The organism is Rhodococcus sp. P4_B6, assembly GCF_056402215.1.
Map to the genome: position 1 here is coordinate 21,968 of NZ_JBFUHV010000054.1, position 17,108 is coordinate 39,075.

Here is a 17,108-nt window from a genome sequence, read left to right on the forward strand (position 1 = left end):
AGGCGGCGTGTCCGATCGGCACGCACGCACCGGCGCTTCCGCCGCAACACCTTCAGTCTGCGCGGCCAGCACCGATCCGGACAAGGAGGACCACCGAACACCATCCTGCTCGGCGGGGATCGTTCCTCGGAGCACCCGCTCACCGGCAGGCGACCACCACGCAATCGCCGACCTGCATCCACGAACCCCGCAAGTTCGACCGGGAGGAAACGATGACCCACGTCGACGGGCTCCCGCGCGTGACCCACTGGGTTTTGTAGGGTCGAGGCCATGTATCCGGTGCCGAATCGACCACCCGATAACAAATTCCCCGCCGACGACCGGGGACTCGAGCTCACCGAGCGGCAACGTCGCGCCGTCGCGGTCACGTCCACCCAGATCGCCGACGAGGTGCGGGTCGATACCGCCCTGTTGGCCGGACGGGAGATCGACAGTGCGGGCATCGGGTCGGTGCTGCGAACCGCCGCCGTGCACCTGGACGTGCGGCAGCCGTGGCGGCGACGCCTGGCGCAGGCATTCGACGACCTCGCGGCCGATGTCGCCGCCGGCGGAACCGACCTGCACCGGGGAACAGATGGCGCTGCACATTGTCGTCGTCACCGCGGCCGGCCGGCGCCTCGACGACGACTTCGACGATCTCCTGCGCGACGTCCCGGCCCATCCCGATGACATCGACTGGATCAGTCCACTGGAGTTCCTGTTCGAGGACTACGACGTCCTGACCCTGTTCGACCCCGAGCCGCTACGCACGGGGTCAACCTCGACCCGGGGACTGGTGCGTTCCGTTCGAGGATCACCAGGCCCGCGATCCCCACCGCGGATACCGTCGCTGACGATAGCCCCCGTGGAGCGGACGGTCCGGTTTTCGGGGTCAGCGGTGCGGTGGTCGGCGCTCCGGTGTTCTGCTCAGAGGTCTTTGCACACGCTCCACGGCGCCGGCGGCCACCGGCCGGAATCTCTGCGCACGAAGGTGGGCCGTCTCGCCGCGATGGGCGCGGCCCTACTTCGGTGGTTCCGTACTCCTCGTTCCCTCGACCTCGAGCTCGGCGCCGTCGCGGGAGACCAACTGTCCTTCGTCGAGGAGAACCGCCCAGCGGCGCGGAAGAGCCCAAGTGCGCCCGTATGACCGGGTCACCGAGTCGATCATCTCGCCGTGATCTTCGACGATCACCCCGTTCTTCTGCGGCCATTGATCCTCGGCGATCGCCGGATCTAGCGAATGGTATGTCGTCACCCGAGCGCCCACCGACCACGCGGGCCGTATCGCGGTCTTCTTCTGGGGCTTCATCGGCCCATGGTTGCGCATCACACCGCCGACTGCCATTCGTTCCACCGTTCGACGGTGATTGGTTACCGCGAGTTAACCCCTCGCCCGGAAGCATGCCGCGGCGGAAGTATCCGCGGGTCCGGTCGGCGCTCCGGCGGCACCGGCATTGCTGCGTCCCCGGCGTTTCGCCGGCACTGGTGGGCGCGGTGGCCCCCGAGGGGTCGTGCCGGGACTCGCTGGCGCGCGGTGCCTGCGCGGCCACCGCGGTCTGTGGGGACCTGTACGCGACTTCGCGGGTCTGCTCCGGATCGGCCGACAGACTCCCTTCTGGTCGATCGGCATTGGGGCGCCTACCTTTCCAGCCCAAACGGGCCGGCGGCGTCGGTCAGGTCGGTGGGGCTGTTTCTGACGACGTAGGCGGCGAGAGTCGCGGCCCCCACGGCGACCCAGAGGGCGTTGAATGCGAGCACCCGGTATGTCACCGCGCCGGCGGCCGCCCCCCACCGCGACCGCACCCCAGAGCCGCAGGTATCGAGCCCATCGGCGGGATCCCCGGCCGAACAGACGATCGGTCAGGGACCGAGCCGCCGCGGCGAGCAGGCCGCCGGTCTCGAGAAGTGTGGCTTCGGCGCCCATGGCCAGGGCGAGGGTGAATCCGATCAGGGGTGCGGTGGTGGTGACCGCATGGAGGGCGCCGGCTGCCGCGAGGAGAACCGCCGTGAGCAGCAGAACCCGCGGCACCCGCTGGCGTGGCCACATCCGGCCGACCACCGCGGCCAGTACGACACCGACGACGAACCCGGCAAGAATCGCCCCGGCCAGGCCCACGACGAACCACGAACTGCCGCCGAGGGCGACGCCGGTTCGGGTAGTGGTGGCATCGATCGAGGAGACGAAGAACCCGCCGAGGAGGACGAACCCGAAGGCGTCGACGAAACCGAGGTGCATCGCGACGATCGTCTCCACCGGTCGCCGTGACCCAGGTCGCGCTGTCATCTCTGCATCGGCTGTGCTCATCGGCTCTCTCACCACCGGCCAGTTGCCGGCATCGGACAGGGTAGGGATCGTTGACCAGCGCGGTCGGTCCGGTCCTCTCCCCTCGGTGGCGAGGCGCCTGCCGCGACCGTTTTACGGGCGCCCCGGGTTTCGGGATGCGGGGCCGGAAGGGGCTCTGCAGCGCGAATTCTAGCAAATTGCTAAGATTCGCAAGTAACGCAACCTGCCGGGATTGCAGGTTGCAGGCGAGGCAGCAGACCCGGCGCCGCGGCGACCGCGACACACACCTCGCCGCCGCTGGCTCGACCCGGACGACAGGAGGAGCCATGACCGCGAACTCGCGCCAACCGCTGTATCAGATGAAGGCGGACTTCTTCAAAACGTTGGGGCACCCGGCGCGCATCCGGGTCCTCGAGCTGCTCAGCGAACGCGAACACGCCGTCTCCGAGATGTTGCCCGAGGTGGGCATCGAGCCGGCGAACCTGTCCCAGCAGCTGTCGATCCTCCGACGCGCAGGCCTGGTCACCGCCCGCCGCGAAGGCCTGTCGGTGTCCTACGCGCTGACCTCCCCCCGCATCGCCGAGCTGCTACGCGTCGCGCGCGGGATCTTGACCGGGGTGGTCGCGGGGCAGGCCGAGGTACTCGAGGATGTGTCCGAACCTCCCGCCTTGGTGGGCGAGACCGGGGGCTGACGGGGGCCCACCACGGCAGAACCCCACACCGCAAGCACTAGTTGCAAATTTTCTAAAGTACATACATTGGTGTCATGAGCGGCGGAATTCGTCTCTCGGATCCGGAAAGAGAAGTGGGCGGTGACGAACAATCACGACGGTGGCGTCAGCGGGCCGCCCGACGGGCCCGGGATGGCGTTGACGGGAATCGCTGTCGCGGTGCTCGCCGTGTCCGCCACGCGCTCACCCAGCACGGGGGCGATGCGGACGCGGACCCCGTGGGCCGCGATGGAGGATTACGCGGCCCTCATCCGGGAGCAGACTCCGATGCGCGCGCTCTGCGTTCCGGTGACCACGGGCGACCCGCACGTGCTGACCGAGCGCATCCTGGGTCTCCCGAAAGGGGTGTCCGCGGTGTTCGTGGTCGGTATGGGGCACCGGGAGTCCGCGGCGGTGCAACGTGAGGTGACCGAGCGCGGCGGGCCCGTGATCCTCACCGAACTGGACGTGCTGACAGCGGCGGCGGCGGCCGCGACGATCACCACCCTGCGCCGACGCAGCGTCCCCCCACGCGCCGGCCGGGTCGTCATCACCGGCGCGTCGTGGGCGCCGCTGCTGGCACCGGTGTTGATCGCCTCGGGGGTCGGGGATCTGAGCAGCTGGCACGAGCGTGATGCCGAGGCGTTCCCGCTGCGCCGATTGATGGAACACAACGATGTCCTGATCGATCTCGCCGGCTGCGCCCCGGATGGTGCGGCGCCCGGGCGCACGGTGACGGTCCCCGCCGACGGCTTCGCCTACGGCGCGCTGGTGCTGCCCGGGCTGCTCGCCGCACTGTGTGGGCACGAGGTGCGGACCTTGTCTGTCGAGGTGATGTCCGCATGCGTGCGGGCGCTGGCGCTGATCACCCCCGCCGACCAGATGCTGCCGTCCGTCGATGACCGGCTGCTGGTGTCCGCCATCGCCCGCCACGTGAGCCGGGCCCTGGGCCATCCCGTCCCGTATCGCGATCACCATCGGTGATCGAACGCACGGCGCCAGCAAGCAGCACATTCTATCGAGTTCTTGTGAGGAGAACACCCGTGAGCACCCCCACCGCCGCCGCCCCGACTTCACATCCCGCGGTCGTGTCCTGGGTCGAAGACGTCGCCGACCTCACCGCACCGGATGAGGTGGTGTGGTGCGATGGCAGCGCCGGCGAGTGGGACCGGCTGACCACACAATTGGTGGACAAGGGCACCTTCGTGCGACTGGATCGCAAACCGAACTCCTTCTGGTGCGTCTCCGACCCCGACGACGTCGCCCGGGTCGAGGACCGCACCTTCATCTGTTCCCGGTTCCAGGCCGACGCGGGTCCGACGAACAACTGGATGGACCCGGTCGATATGAAGACGGTGATGACCGAGCACTTCCGCGGGGCGATGGCCGGGCGGACGATGTACGTCATCGCGTTCTGTATGGGCCCCCTCGATGCGGCCGAGCCGAAGTTCGGGGTCCAGATCACCGACTCGGAATACGTGGCGGTATCGATGCAGATCATGACCCGCTCCGGCGCCCCGGTCTGGGACAGGCTCATCGCGGGCACCGAGTTCGTCCGATGCCTGCATTCGGTCGGCGCCCCGCTGTACCCGGGGCAGGCCGACGTGCCGTGGCCGTGCGATCACACCAAATATATTTCCCACTTTCCGGAGGAGCGCACCATCTGGAGTTACGGCTCGGGTTACGGCGGCAACGCCCTGCTCGGCAAGAAGTGCTACTCGCTGCGGATCGCGTCGAAGATGGCGAAGGACGAGGGCTGGCTTGCCGAGCACATGCTGATCCTCAAACTCACCTCACCCGAGCAGCGAGTGCACTACGTCGCCGCGGCGTTCCCGTCGGCCTGCGGCAAGACCAACCTCGCGATGCTCGACCCCACCCTCGACGGATGGACGGCCGAAACGATCGGCGACGACATCGCCTGGCTGCGGTTCGGTGACGACGGCCGGCTCTATGCGGTCAACCCGGAGGCCGGGTTCTTCGGCGTCGCCCCCGGCACCGGCGTCCACACCAACCCGCACGCCATGGCCACCATCGCGCGGGGCAACTCGATCTTCACCAACGTCGCCCGCACCGACGACGGCGATATCTGGTGGGAAGGGCTGACCGACACGCCGCCGCCGCACCTGACGGACTGGAAACGACGGGACTGGACCCCGACCTCCGGGGAGCCTGCCGCGCACCCGAACTCCCGGTACTGCACCCCGATCGCCCAGTGCCCGACCGTCGCCCCCGAATGGAACGATCCGGCCGGGGTGCCGATCTCGGCGATCTTCTTCGGCGGCCGCCGCGCCACCACCATCCCACTGGTCACCGAATCGCGCAGCTGGCAGCACGGGGTGTTCCTGGCCTCGACCCTGTCGTCGGAAACCACGGCCGCCGCGGCCGGGCGGGTCGGCGTCGTGCGCCGCGACCCGATGGCGATGCTGCCATTCCTCGGCTACCACGTCGGGGACTACTTCCAGCACTGGCTCGACATCGGCACCCGGACGCACGCCGGGTTGTTGCCGAAGATCTTCTACGTCAACTGGTTCCGCCGCGGCGATGACGACGAATTTCTCTGGCCGGGCTTCGGGGAGAATTCCCGGATCCTCGAGTGGGCGCTGCGGCGGATCGAGGGCACCGCCGAAGCCGACGAGACCCCGATCGGCCTGGTGCCCACCCCGGGCGACCTCGACCTGACGGGCTTGAAGTTCGACCACGCCAAGATCGCCGCCGCGCTACGGGTAGACCCCACGGATTGGATCACCGAACTTCGGCTGATCGACGAGTGGTTCGCCACCATCGGCGGCAACAGACTGCCCGACGTCCTGCGCGAGGAACTCGCCGCCCTCCGGCAGCGCCTCGCCGCGGCCGCGTCCGGCTACGCCGCCACCATCGATCCCCGGCGCGACCCCGTGCTCAGGGGCGGGGAATCCCGGTGGGCGCAGCCCCGCTTCTGACGGCCGCCGCAACGGTGGAGCGCGTCACGGTCGTCGGGCGAGCGGGGTCGGCCCGAACGCGGGCCGGGTACGGGCGCAAACCGTTGTCCTGTGCCGGCGACGACCAGGCCGCCGCGCTCACATACCGGGCAGCGCTGATCACGGCACCGCAGGGCAGTGATCGAGGTTACCCGCCTCACTCAACTTTCCATGATGACTACTTGCTAACATTAGCAATTATAGAACAGATGGTCCGCTGGCCGTCACTACCGAGGAACGTCGATGACCGAACCAACCCGCACCGGCCCGGCCGACGCGGCCGAGAGCACCGTCGTGCGGGCGGTGCGGTCGGTGGCCGCGCTGCTGCCGCGCTGGGGTGAGTGGAAACCCGCGGCCGGTGCCCCGGGCGCGGACCTGCTCGCCGGGCTGATCGTCGCGCTGGTGGCCCTGCCGCTGGCGTTGGGGTTCGGCATCAGTTCCGGCCTCGGCGCCGCCGCCGGGCTGACCACCGCCGTCATCGCCGGGGCGGTGGCGGCCGTGTTCGGCGGGTCCCGGTTCCAGGTGTCGGGCCCGACCGGTGCGATGACCGTCGTGCTGGTGCCGATCGTCGGCCAGTACGGCCCGACCGGGGTCCTCGCGGTCGGGCTGATCGCCGGACTGGTGCTGGTCGTTCTGGCGTTCGCCGGTGTGGGCCGGGCCGTGCGCTATATGCCGGCGCCGGTGATCGAGGGGTTCACCGCCGGGATCGCCGTGGTGATCGCCCTGCAACAGTTTCCCGCCGCGCTGGGCATCACCGGCGCCGAGGGGGAGAAGGTGTGGCAGAGCGCCGCCGACGCCGTCCACCAGTTCGTGCAAGAGCCCTCCCTGCTGACCCCGGCGACCGCGCTGGCGGTGGCCGTGGTCATTCTCGTCGGCGGCCGCTACCTCCCGAGGGTCCCGTTCTCCCTGATCGCGGTCGCCGCCGCCACCCTGATCGCGCAACTCTTTCACCTCGACATCGCCCGGATCGGCGCCATTCCGGCCGGGTTCGCCGCGCCGACCCTGAGTTTTCTGCACGTTGGTGAGCTGACCTCGCTGATCGCCCCGGCACTCGCGGTCGCCGCGCTGGCGGCACTCGAGTCGCTGCTGTCGGCGACCGCCGCTGACTCGATGGCGGTGGGAGCCCGCCACAACCCGGACCGGGAACTGTTCGGGCAGGGGCTGGCGAACATCGCCGCCCCCCTGTTCGGTGGGGTGCCGGCCACCGGGGCGATCGCCCGCACCGCCGTGGGCGTCCGCTCCGGTGCCCGCACCCGGCTCGCCGCCCTCACCCACGCGGTGATCCTGGCGGCGATCGTGTATCTGGCGGCGGGGCTCGTCGCGCAGATTCCGCTCGCCGCCCTGGCGGGGGTGCTGCTGGCGACCACGGTGCGGATGGTCGAGACCGCGTCGATCCTGGCCATCACCCGGGCCACCCGCGCCGATGCGGTCGTGATGGTGGCCACCTTCCTGGTGACCGTCGTCTTCGACCTGGTCACCGCGGTCGCCGTCGGGGTCGGGTTCGCCGCCATCCTCGCGCTCCGCGCGGTCGCCAAGTCCGCCCGCATCGAACAGGTCCCGCTCGACACCGACGACCACCTCGCAGAGGAACACGACCTGCTCGGCGAGCACATCGTCGCGTACCGGATCGACGGCGCCCTGTTCTTCGCCGCCGCGCACCGGTTCCTGCTCGAACTCGCCGACGTCTCCGACGTGAAGGTGGTGATCCTGCGGATGTCGCGGATCACCACGATCGACGCCACCGGTGCGATCGTCCTCAAGGACGTCATCACCAAACTCGAGCACCGGCACATCACCGTCCTGATCTCCGGAGCCAAACCCGAACATCTCCGGCCGCTCGAGGCCCTCGGGGTGTTCACCACCACCGACAGCGAAGACCGCCACCTCTTCGACACCACCCCGCGCGCCATCGCCTACGCCCGCATGCTCGTCCTACCCGAACACCACTTCACCTCCACCACGAACGAGGACCGACCATGACCGAGAACACCGCACACAACACCACCCGCACACCCACCGCCACAACACCCGAACCCACTGCGCGGCAACGCCTCGGCTACGTCCTGGGCAGAACCCTGCCCACCCAGCTGCACCCCTGGGTCATCGCGGACACCACCGGCCCCGGCGCCACCCGCCGCTACGCCACCCGCTGCCTCATCCCGCTGATCCCTATCCTCGCCGGGCTCCTACTCATCCCCGGCCCCTGGATCATCCGCACCGGCATGGTGCTGCTGCTGTTCCTGCCGTTCGTGTACTTCCTTCTCGCCCTGAAGAACATCTACCTCCGCCACCGCCTGGTCAGCCACGGCCTCGACCCCCGCCGCCTCAACGCCACCAAACAACGCCGACTCGACCAGGAGCAGGCCTCCTACGAATCCCGCTACCGATCCGCCCCCTGATCCTGCAACACCCCGGTGCAGCCCAGAACCCGGGGTGACACCCGTTCACTACCAACCAATTAATTGCTAATATTCGTAAGTAGAGAAACTGGAAGTGACGRTGAACTGGGATGGGGTCATGCGCCTCCCGGATCGAGCAACGGGGAACCGGGGCTCGGCGAAACCACCCAGGCTGGGCCGGCGCGCATACGGTGGTGGCGCCCCATCCGTCCGGCAATGTGCCCGATCACCGGCCACGCCCGCGAGGAAGGATCGTCATGCCACATTTCCGATACGTCGGCACCCACGAAAGAATCCATCTCGGCGCCGCGACCCGGATGATCAACTACGGCGACATCGTCGCGGCCCGAACCAATCCCGACCCGCGCTACTTCGAGCTGGTGGAACCGGACCAGATCACGCAACGGTTGAGCCGCCGAACCGTGGGAGCGCCCGAACGCGAATAAGTCCGCACACATGCCCCTCGAGCCGATGGCTTCCGCGCATTCCCGTGCCCGACCCCCGTGCTCCCGGCGCGTCGACGTCGGAACCCACCCATTTCTCGCCGACATCGCCGACCGCAGAAACCAGCCACCAACCCCACAGAAGCCAGGACCCGATGACAACCCGCACCATCCACGCCACCGACCTGCAGTGGCACACACTCGCCCTCTGGATCCTCGAGTGGGAAGACGTCGACAACCCCGAACCGACCCTGAGCGAGTGGAGCACCGAACTCGCCGCCGCTGCCACTGGGATCGACCGCCGAATCAGCTGGAACCCCACCCAGAACACCGCCACCGCCCCCGAGGACGTCGACCTGCCCCAGATCGAACACACCCTCCGCGGCGCCGTACGCCGCCTCGCCCGCGGCTAACCCGCGCTTAACCCAGGGGCGAACAGACCGGCCCTCCCAGCGTGCCCCGTCGAGGCGACCCTGTGAGCGGCAACCCAGTCAGCACACTCGACGTCATTGGCGCGCCGCACCGTCGCACACCGTCTGGGGTGCGAACTCGTGTCGGCCATTCCCCGAAAGCGCTGCGAGCCAATACAAATACCCCGTTGGTGGTTACAGCCCGCGAGATAGGGCACCATCGCCGGCGAGAGCCGACCGGGTCCAGCACGGTTGCACCGATACGAGACCCGCCGCGCCGCGTCTGTTCCTGCATCAATACCCGCTACTGAGGTGACGGCGCCTACTGGTCACCTCCACCAATCCCGCCTGCGATGCGGGACAACGATGTCGTCGAAAGCCGTAGTGTCGTCGGCTTCCCACCGGCGACGGCCCTCCGCGAGGATGCGCGCGGTACGGCGACGCTCACGACGCAGATCACGAGCATGACCCTCACCGTCGTGGCACAGCGAACACGAGCAAATCCCGGTGCCCGTGTACGCGAAAACCCAGAAGCACTTCGTCGCCAGCAACCAGGCCCGACCTCCCTGAAACCGCTCAGGGAGGTCGCAGACGTCATGGCAGTCAACGTGCCACGGTTCAACAGAAAGTTTGCCACTACGAAGACGAACCCAAACAGGAGAATGTGCATCGGTACGGGACAAAGCGGTGCCTTCCAGCGCTCATGCGCCCCGGCCCGCTACCCCCGAATGAGGACGGACCGGGGCGGCGATAGGAGCACCGCATCCCTCGCCCGCCGAAGCGGGCGTCGCCATCCACMAGAACTCATACCGCCCATTCTGACACCCACCTACGACAGACCCAAGCAGGCCGCACCCACCCGCCATCGCGGCACAGCACCAGCAGCCTCCGCCTCAGGCTGCACCCAATCCATGCGGGGCATGCTGGGTGTTGTTGCGGCGCCGATGGGGATCATCGTCTCCGCGATCGCCCGTTCCCCATGTTCGCGTACCTGTGAACTGCCAACACGGCCAACGCCTTTCCGGCCGAAATCCGAGCTAACCCATACCACCCACCGCCGTCCCCGGCCCACAAGTGAACTGCATCGCGACCGCCACAGATCTGGTGCTCCATCGCCTCAGCCACGTCCGATCTCACGGTGATCGTTCGACACTGTTCAGCTCATCGAGAACCTCATCAACCGCGGTCGTCGGGATGCGGAAGTCTTCACCCTGCGACACGCGGAGACAGTCGCGTACGTGGGCGAGCATGGCGAGTTCACGCTCGAGGTCTGCTGCGGTTCGATCACCCACCGTCTCATCCTGCCCTGAAGTGGGCGGACATCAGCGCGAGCCGCTCGACACACACCAGAGGCACCGTCAGTGCGGCGCAGCATCCTGGTCACGGGGAGGGATGTGGCGTTCGAGCAACTCCGCTTCGATGGTGACCTCCACGGTGCCGAACAGGGGATCACCCTCCATGGCGGCACGGGCGACAGCCCAACCGAGACGTTCGATGAGGTCGACATACAGCGGATCCGTCATGTGCCAAGTCTGCTGTACACCCGCACCACCGCGCTCATCCGTGCGCGACGTGTCCAGCAGGGATGACACGCACTCTGCCGATCTCATCGGATCGAATACAAGACATGTGCCGGTGAAGTGACCTCCCCATGGACAGCTGCCAAGCCTTCCCATGGACAGCTGCCAGGCTGTCCTTCCTGCACGGCTGCGGCGCCGGCAACGTCCAGCCGGTACCCCGGCGTTCACTGGGTCCCCCGTCCTCCAACATGTCCGCACTTCCCGCGTATCCCGCATTACCCGTACAATAAGGCCGGAGGAGGTGCACCATGCCCGGGACACGACGACACACACCGCACACCACCCCCTATGTGCGGGCACCACGCCACCTCGCCGGTCGCCGCCACCGCGCCGGTGGCTGGAAGGTGACCGTCGCCGAGGACGGCGGCGCCCTCGCGTGGTCGCGGGTCACCGAACTCACCATCACCACCCCGGCACCGCGGTCACCGGCACGGGTCGTTCAGACCAAGGTGGAGGCACTCGAGATCGCCGCGCAGATCCTGCGGGAAGAGCAGTCCGCCCCGAACACCCCCGCTGATTCCTTGCCGGTGTCCGCGCCTGCCGGTCACCTCGCGAGCGTCCCCGACGACGAATGGGGGCCGGCACCGACCCCCGCGCAGACCGTCACGCTGGAGGAGGAGAACCTGCAGTTGCAGGTCGATCAACGGCGCGCGCAACTCGCCGCCTCCTTCACCCGCACCCAGGTCGCGGACATCCTCGGCGTCTCCCGGCAGACGGTGTCCGACATGGCCGCCGACGGACGGCTCATCGGACTCAAGGACGGGCGGGAATGGCGGTTCCCGACCTGGCAGTTCACCCCCGACCGGGCCGATCCCGTCCTGCCCGACCTCGACCGCCTCACCCGCGCATTCCCCGGCGGTGAAGTCAGCCTCTCGCGGTGGATGACCCGCCCCAACACCACCTTCGCCGGCCGCACCCCCGCCCAGGAAATGGCCCGCGACAGCGACCACGTCATCACCGTCGCGACCGGCCTGACCGCCGCCGGATGGTAAAGCCCCTCCCCGCCCCGGTCCGGCCACTGCCCTCGGCGGATCACCGCTGGACCTGGACACCCACCGACCCCACCAACGCGCCGTGGTTCCGGATCTACCACCGGGATCGGTTCACCCCGAACGGGATCACCTTCCGCCGATTCGGGCCACTGGCCCGCTTCGACCACCACACCCCCACCCCACCCGCCATGGACCCGAACGGGCGGGCGGTGCTGTACCTGGCTGTGGACCTCGCCACCAGCGCCTGCGAGGTGTTCGGTGAGGCCGGGGTCGCCGCCCTGTGCCCGCACTGGCGGATCACCCAGGTCCGCCCGGTCCGCGACATCGTCACCTATGACCTCACCACCCCCGGAGCAGCCCTGGCGATCGGGGCGCTGCCCGCCCTCGCCGCCGGCAACGAACACCGCGGCCTCACCCAACAATGGGCGAGGGCGATCTTCGAAGACCAACCTGCCGCAACGAAAGTCGACGGCATCCGCTACCGCACCGCCTACAACGACGACCACGCCCTCGCGCTCTGGGACTGCGACAATGCCATCACCRTCGCCCACGACCGCACCGGGCAACCGTTGGACCTCCCCCTGACCCACCCCCGCATCCACCCGCGGCTCCTCGCCGCCCTGATCCCCCGGCACATCACCGTCACCCACACCGACGAAACCCACTGCCCCAACTGCCAACGCGCAGCCGCACCCTAACCACGGGCGACGACGGCACCGGCAGCATCGCATCGCCACGATGGCGCACGCAGGACGCCAGGTTCGGTGAGTTCCGTGACCACCGCGATTGCGGCGCGAGACCGAGGTCGTCGCAGCTGCCCGCGTCGGCGCGATGTCGTGCCCCCCAGGGTGCCGATCTCGATGACATCGGTGGGTTGAGGGGTTGCTCCGGGTGTTGGGCGGCGTCGCATAGGAGACCCCCGAGAAATTCCTTGGCGGCGATGTCGAGAACCTGGCACCGGCTCCGTCCCTGCACTGAACGCGACCACAATGGTCCGCACCACCGAGGAGACACCATGGCCAAGTACCTGCTGCTCAAGCACTACCGCGGCGCCCCAACTCCGGTCAACGACGTTCCGATGGACCAGTGGAGCCCGGAGGAAATTTCCGCCCACATCCAGTACATGCAGGACTTCGCCGACCGCCTCGAATGCACCGGCGAGTTCGTCGACGGGCAAGCGCTCTCCCCCGACGGACTGTTCGTCCGCTACGACGGCGAAGGCCGCCCACCGGTCACCGACGGCCCCTTCCCCGAAACCAAGGACCTCATCGCCGGCTGGATGATCATCGACGTCCACACCCACCGGCGGGCGCTCGAGCTGGCCGGCGAGCTGTCGGCCGCCCCCGGAGCCGGCGGGAAACCCATCCACGAATGGCTCGAGGTACGCCCGTTCCTGACCGAACCGCCCACCATCACCGAATAACCCCTAAAGGCGAACGACGCACCCCGGCCCGCCACGACAAGGGGCTCACCGTTCCTCGGCCGGCGCGGAGACGACCTCGGCGGGCGGTCGAGGAAGCCGATGAGTCGGGCCGCGGTCACCCGGTGCCGGTACCTGCGGCCGGGGCCGGGACCCGGGTCAGCAACCGAGCCAACGCCACGGTGGCCGTCAGCACGGCGGCCACCACCTCGACGACGCACACGAACGTCGCAGGGACGGTGGAATACCCGAACAGCCCAGCCGCGCCCACACCCGCGGTAGTCGCCGCCAGCGCACCGACCGGCAGCAACACCGCCAGCATCCGCACGGTCCCCGCGCGCCGATCATCACCCGCCGATGCCAACACCCACCACACACCCAGCAGCGCGCACCCGTACGCCAGCACTCCGCTGCCGGCATAGACCACCAACACCGATGCCCACTCCACCGCGATGCCCACAGTGGCCGTGAACACGACATACAGCAACACCAGCATCGGCGACAACCCCACGGTGACACCAACCAGGGCCGCGGCGACGGTCCGGCCCAGCAGGAACGTGCGCCGACCGCGGCGTTCCTCCTCACTCGCCGTATCCCGCACCACCCGCCACCCGGACAGCCACAGCACCATCCCGCAACCGGCCCCGGCCACCGCGGCGCCGACGAGCACGATCGCCACCACAATCGACGGATCGGTCCACCCCGGCTGGAACGACGACGCCACCGTGTACGGCCGCGCGGGAATCGACGCGAACACCATCACCGCCACCAGCCCGACGACCACACCCACAACCCCGAAGATCCCGCTCTGTCTCCCCACCCACACATCGTGTCACCGACAGATGCTCAAATGGCGGCAACCGCGGCCACCGGTAGTTCCCCAGAGCGGGGATCGACGATCACCTCGTCAGTTGTCCGAGACGACCCGGCGACCCGTCATCGTGCGCGAAGTCCTCTATGTGCCGGCACCCGGTCACACCCACCGCGGCATACAAGTCTCCCGCCGCACCCGAAGAACCATGCACATCACGATCAGGGGTGCCCTGGACCGGAACACCTGTGCCCCATCAACTCCCGCGCCGGTCACGTCAGGTGCCGCCGGGATAACCTCAACCCAGAGCCGCCACAGCGGTGTCGAACAACCACTCAGCGCAGGACCCCGATGATCGGGATTCCCACAGGCTCATAGCCCTTCGCGCCAGGATGGCCATCAGTGCATGTCACAACTCACGCGACCGGAACCTGTTCCTGAGCGTCATGGAAGGCCCGCTCGAGTTCAGCCGGAATCCGGCCACGTAAGGACACCTCCAAACCCTCCCCGATCGCCCACCGGCGAATCTCCCTGGACGTCCTCCTCGCCGAAGTCTTACTCACCGAAGCACTCTGCACCGAAGCCTTCTCCGCAGGCGACTTCGCGGACGCCTTCGTCGCAGGGGCCTTGCTCGCCACCGTCTTCTTCACCGGACCCGTCGACGCGGACGTCTTGCTGACCGCTTTCGTCGCGGAAGCTTTCCTGGCCTTCGCAGTTTTTGTCCGAACCTTCGCTGCCTGAGAGTCGTGGAAGGCCCGCTCGATCTCAGCGGGAATCCTGCCGCGGAAGGACACAACGTGACCCTCTCGGATCGCCCACTGACGTATCTCCGTGGTCGTCGTCTTCGCTGGAGCCGTACTCACCGGCGCACTCTTCACTCGAGCCGTCGACGCGGATGTCTTGTTCGCGGCCGTCTTCGTCGCGGATTCCTTCCTTACCGGCGTCTTCTGTTCAGGCGCCTTCTTCTTGCGCTTCTGCTCCGCCGGAGCGGTGGTCGCCGCCTGCTTGACCGGAGCCGCCGCCTTCTTCGTAGCTGTCTTTTCTGCGGCCGTCTTCTTTACCGGCGCTGGTTCGACCTGAGCCTTCTTCGCGTGAGCGTCGTGGAAGGCCCGCTCGATCTCGGCCGAAATCCGGCCACGCAGGGACACCTCCAAATCCTCCCCGACCGCCCACTCACGAATCTCCCAGGACGACCGCTTCGCCGGAACCTTGCTCGCCGCACCCTTCGCCGGAGCCTTCGCAGTGATCTGCTTCTCCGCGGCCGCCTTCGCCGTGACCGGCGGCTTCTTTACGACGGTCTTCTTTACGGCCGTCTTCGTCGCGGCCGTCTTCTTCACGGAAGCCGGTTCGACCTGAGCCTTCTTTGCGTGAGCGGCATAGAAGGCTCGTTCGATCTCGGCCGAAATCCGGCCACGGGAGGACACCTCCAAACCCTCCCCGATCGCCCACTCACGAATTTCCCCGGACGACTTCTTCGCCGACGCCTTACTCACGACCGTCCTCGCCACTGGCGACTTCGTCGCGGCCGCCTTCTTCACCGAAGCGGTCTCCGTCTGAGCCTTCTTCGCGTGAGCGTCATGGAAGGCTTGCTCGATCTCGGCCGAAATCCGGCCACGGGAGGACACCTCCAAACCCTCCCCGACCGCCCACTTACGAATCTGCTTGGTCGTGTTCTTCGCCGAACCGTCAGAACCCTTCGGTGATACCGTCATGTGTCTCCTTCGTCGCCGGGCAATCGTCGAACGCACACAGTAACGGCAGGCGAGCACTCCCGGTAATCAAAAGGCTCACCCGTACCGCCAATTCACGTGCCCAACCCATCACCGATCTCGGCAGGCCGACACGATTCCTCCCGGAGTTCCCAACTCATTCCGCATCGAGTTTCACGCAGAACTAGAGCGAATCATCCTGGCGGTCAGTGCCGTTGGCGGGACACAGTGACGATGGGCGACTTCGAGATTTCCGCCTCAGAACCGACTGTAGCCGGTGGTGGACCGAGTCACTTTGATCCGAGTAATGTCGAGCCGTATCGATCAGGGAGAAACGCGTAAATGTGTGGGTCTCGGGGACGAGCCTGACGGATAGCCATCCAATTGCGAGCCAAATTCGCGGTGGCCAATCAGCCGTTCGGGAAGTCGGCCAACTCCCGATACTTCTCGAAGGCCGCTTCCTGGTAGCCGTTGTTGTACAAGATCTGCGACATCTGCTCGAAGAGCATGCCCGCMCGCTCCACGGCGTGAAAGACTTCTTCACCGAGCATCATGGCGTCTCCCACGCCGCGGACACCGACGAAGACGTCCCAGAGTTGCTGGCCGGGCTGTTGTCGTGGGCTGGGATGTTCTTGGTGAAAGCGGACTGCATTCTCCGATGCGAGTGTGGGGTCGAGGATCTGCCACCGGCCTATCTCGCCGAGAACGGGTGCGATCACTTGGTCGAGTGCGGACACATAGTCGGCGGCCTCACCCTCCGTGGCATAAATCTGGAATCCGAATTCGAGAACGTCGGCTTCGTCGAAGGGATCCGGCGGGTCCGGAGGTGTGTCCCACACCGTGCCTGCGTAGACGTCGGTGCCTCCTACGGTCCCGAGATCCGACGCAGTTGTCTCGACCAAGCACAGCATGGGGTGCCCATAGAGAGCCGCCAGGCGTGCCTGCCGTGCGCAGATCTCCAGGATCTTCCGGCCTGTGCGATGGTCGATCTGCAGCAGCACGTCGAAGTCCGCGATCGCGAGGACGGTGCCCGCCGTCGCAGGGTCGCTGCCGTAGCTGAAGGTCGCGACATCGCTGAGGACGTCGCCGAACGCATCGAGGTTCTTTCCGTAGTAGTCCGGGAACGACATCGATGCCGCGAACGCGGTGTGCATGTCCTCAACGCAGGCCCATTCCTGAGCGTCGACCTCATGCACCAGGTAGCCGAGGTCTGTGAGTCGCGTGCACGCGCTATCGAGCTGGAACCGAGCGGCGTACCGGAACACGAACCCTGTCTGCAGGAGCGTCCAGTCGAACCGTTGCCGCTGGTCATCGAACAGTTCCCGCTCAGTCGGATCGAACACCACGGTGCGCACCATCTATCGAGCGTATGCGTATCCGACTGCAACCGATCGATTCGGTGACCGGTCAGCGA

Annotated in this window: 18 protein-coding genes; 11 read left to right on the forward strand and 7 right to left on the reverse strand. The window is 67.5% G+C overall.

All coding sequences use genetic code 11. The features are described from left to right. Positions 1-270: 270 nt before the first annotated feature. Complete coding sequence (locus AC1DWT_RS24380) at positions 271-669, forward strand: hypothetical protein (protein WP_095869913.1); 399 nt, start codon at positions 271-273, stop codon at positions 667-669. Positions 670-1,000: 331 nt separating this feature from the next. Here the strand turns inward: AC1DWT_RS24380 and AC1DWT_RS24385 are convergent, their stop codons facing one another. Both AC1DWT_RS24385 and AC1DWT_RS24390 read right to left on the reverse strand, forming a co-directional pair. Further along, complete coding sequence (locus AC1DWT_RS24385) at positions 1,001-1,288, reverse strand: hypothetical protein (RefSeq protein ID WP_095870009.1); 288 nt, start codon at positions 1,286-1,288, stop codon at positions 1,001-1,003. A gap of 72 nt (positions 1,289-1,360) precedes the next feature. After that, entirely contained in the window at positions 1,361-2,284 is a 924-nt protein-coding gene (locus tag AC1DWT_RS24390; protein ID WP_477922547.1) for a DUF1275 family protein, read from the reverse strand. Between the two features lie 305 nt (positions 2,285-2,589). Here AC1DWT_RS24390 and AC1DWT_RS24395 point away from each other — a divergent pair, with 305 nt between their 5' ends. From AC1DWT_RS24395 to AC1DWT_RS24425, 7 genes are all read left to right on the forward strand, one after another. Continuing rightward, positions 2,590-2,955 (forward strand): ArsR/SmtB family transcription factor, encoded by a 366-nt coding sequence (locus tag AC1DWT_RS24395; protein WP_005263702.1) that lies wholly within the window; start codon positions 2,590-2,592, stop codon positions 2,953-2,955. Between the two features lie 120 nt (positions 2,956-3,075). Next, positions 3,076-3,957, forward strand: a complete 882-nt coding sequence (locus AC1DWT_RS24400) for a hypothetical protein (RefSeq protein ID WP_095869912.1) — start codon at positions 3,076-3,078, stop codon at positions 3,955-3,957. Positions 3,958-4,016: 59 nt separating this feature from the next. After that, a complete protein-coding gene (locus tag AC1DWT_RS24405; RefSeq protein WP_095869911.1) occupies positions 4,017-5,912 on the forward strand; it encodes a phosphoenolpyruvate carboxykinase (GTP) in 1,896 nt (631 codons plus the stop codon). Between the two features lie 261 nt (positions 5,913-6,173). Further along, a complete protein-coding gene (locus AC1DWT_RS24410; RefSeq protein ID WP_095869910.1) occupies positions 6,174-7,910 on the forward strand; it encodes a SulP family inorganic anion transporter in 1,737 nt (578 codons plus the stop codon). Beyond that, entirely contained in the window at positions 7,907-8,329 is a 423-nt protein-coding gene (locus AC1DWT_RS24415; RefSeq protein WP_095869909.1) for a DUF5313 family protein, read from the forward strand. The genes AC1DWT_RS24410 and AC1DWT_RS24415 overlap by 4 nt, the downstream gene beginning before the upstream one ends. 257 nt (positions 8,330-8,586) lie before the next feature. Further along, positions 8,587-8,775: a hypothetical protein gene (locus AC1DWT_RS24420; protein WP_005263719.1), complete on the forward strand. Its 189-nt coding sequence runs from the start codon at positions 8,587-8,589 to the stop codon at positions 8,773-8,775. Positions 8,776-8,927: 152 nt separating this feature from the next. Next, positions 8,928-9,185, forward strand: coding sequence for a hypothetical protein (locus tag AC1DWT_RS24425; RefSeq protein WP_005568784.1), 258 nt, complete (start codon positions 8,928-8,930; stop codon positions 9,183-9,185). Positions 9,186-10,315: 1,130 nt separating this feature from the next. Here the strand turns inward: AC1DWT_RS24425 and AC1DWT_RS24430 are convergent. After that, positions 10,316-10,474 carry a hypothetical protein gene (locus tag AC1DWT_RS24430; protein ID WP_166680743.1) on the reverse strand — a complete coding sequence of 53 codons (159 nt, stop codon included), beginning with the start codon at positions 10,472-10,474 and terminating at the stop codon, positions 10,316-10,318. A 66-nt stretch (positions 10,475-10,540) separates the two neighbouring features. Beyond that, positions 10,541-10,705 (reverse strand): hypothetical protein, encoded by a 165-nt coding sequence (locus AC1DWT_RS24435; RefSeq protein ID WP_166680744.1) that lies wholly within the window; start codon positions 10,703-10,705, stop codon positions 10,541-10,543. Positions 10,706-11,010: 305 nt separating this feature from the next. Here AC1DWT_RS24435 and AC1DWT_RS24440 point away from each other — a divergent pair, with 305 nt between their 5' ends. From AC1DWT_RS24440 to AC1DWT_RS24450, 3 genes are all read left to right on the forward strand, one after another. Next, positions 11,011-11,754: a helix-turn-helix domain-containing protein gene (locus AC1DWT_RS24440; protein ID WP_095869908.1), complete on the forward strand. Its 744-nt coding sequence runs from the start codon at positions 11,011-11,013 to the stop codon at positions 11,752-11,754. Beyond that, positions 11,748-12,452 carry an RES family NAD+ phosphorylase gene (locus AC1DWT_RS24445; protein WP_477922554.1) on the forward strand — a complete coding sequence of 235 codons (705 nt, stop codon included), beginning with the start codon at positions 11,748-11,750 and terminating at the stop codon, positions 12,450-12,452. The genes AC1DWT_RS24440 and AC1DWT_RS24445 overlap by 7 nt, the downstream gene beginning before the upstream one ends. Positions 12,453-12,769: 317 nt before the next feature. Further along, positions 12,770-13,177: a YciI family protein gene (locus tag AC1DWT_RS24450; RefSeq protein WP_095869906.1), complete on the forward strand. Its 408-nt coding sequence runs from the start codon at positions 12,770-12,772 to the stop codon at positions 13,175-13,177. Positions 13,178-13,292: 115 nt separating this feature from the next. Here the strand turns inward: AC1DWT_RS24450 and AC1DWT_RS24455 are convergent, their stop codons facing one another. From AC1DWT_RS24455 to AC1DWT_RS24465, 3 genes are all read right to left on the reverse strand, one after another. Then, the gene (locus AC1DWT_RS24455; protein ID WP_095869905.1) at positions 13,293-13,994 is read right to left on the reverse strand and encodes a hypothetical protein; all 702 of its coding nucleotides are present in this window, start codon (positions 13,992-13,994) and stop codon (positions 13,293-13,295) included. A gap of 407 nt (positions 13,995-14,401) precedes the next feature. After that, on the reverse strand, positions 14,402-15,697 hold the full coding sequence (locus AC1DWT_RS24460; protein WP_257014833.1) for an Lsr2 family DNA-binding protein: 1,296 nt from the start codon (positions 15,695-15,697) through the stop codon (positions 14,402-14,404). A 407-nt stretch (positions 15,698-16,104) separates the two neighbouring features. Continuing rightward, positions 16,105-17,052 (reverse strand): barstar family protein, encoded by a 948-nt coding sequence (locus tag AC1DWT_RS24465; protein ID WP_095869904.1) that lies wholly within the window; start codon positions 17,050-17,052, stop codon positions 16,105-16,107. Positions 17,053-17,108 lie beyond the last annotated feature (56 nt).

Excerpts from the sequence above, each read along its gene's own strand:
- AC1DWT_RS24440 (WP_095869908.1), top strand. The coding sequence starts at position 11,011 with ATGCCCGGGACACGACGACACACACCGCACACCACCCCCTATGTGCGG.
- AC1DWT_RS24395 (WP_005263702.1), top strand. The coding sequence starts at position 2,590 with ATGACCGCGAACTCGCGCCAACCGCTGTATCAGATGAAGGCGGACTTC.
- AC1DWT_RS24420 (WP_005263719.1), top strand. The coding sequence starts at position 8,587 with ATGCCACATTTCCGATACGTCGGCACCCACGAAAGAATCCATCTCGGC.
- AC1DWT_RS24410 (WP_095869910.1), top strand. The coding sequence starts at position 6,174 with ATGACCGAACCAACCCGCACCGGCCCGGCCGACGCGGCCGAGAGCACC.
- AC1DWT_RS24415 (WP_095869909.1), top strand. The coding sequence starts at position 7,907 with ATGACCGAGAACACCGCACACAACACCACCCGCACACCCACCGCCACA.
- AC1DWT_RS24435 (WP_166680744.1), bottom strand. The coding sequence starts at position 10,705 with ATGACGGATCCGCTGTATGTCGACCTCATCGAACGTCTCGGTTGGGCT.
- AC1DWT_RS24425 (WP_005568784.1), top strand. The coding sequence starts at position 8,928 with ATGACAACCCGCACCATCCACGCCACCGACCTGCAGTGGCACACACTC.
- AC1DWT_RS24385 (WP_095870009.1), bottom strand. The coding sequence starts at position 1,288 with ATGAAGCCCCAGAAGAAGACCGCGATACGGCCCGCGTGGTCGGTGGGC.
- AC1DWT_RS24460 (WP_257014833.1), bottom strand. The coding sequence starts at position 15,697 with ATGACGGTATCACCGAAGGGTTCTGACGGTTCGGCGAAGAACACGACC.
- AC1DWT_RS24450 (WP_095869906.1), top strand. The coding sequence starts at position 12,770 with ATGGCCAAGTACCTGCTGCTCAAGCACTACCGCGGCGCCCCAACTCCG.
- AC1DWT_RS24380 (WP_095869913.1), top strand. The coding sequence starts at position 271 with ATGTATCCGGTGCCGAATCGACCACCCGATAACAAATTCCCCGCCGAC.
- AC1DWT_RS24390 (WP_477922547.1), bottom strand. The coding sequence starts at position 2,284 with ATGAGCACAGCCGATGCAGAGATGACAGCGCGACCTGGGTCACGGCGA.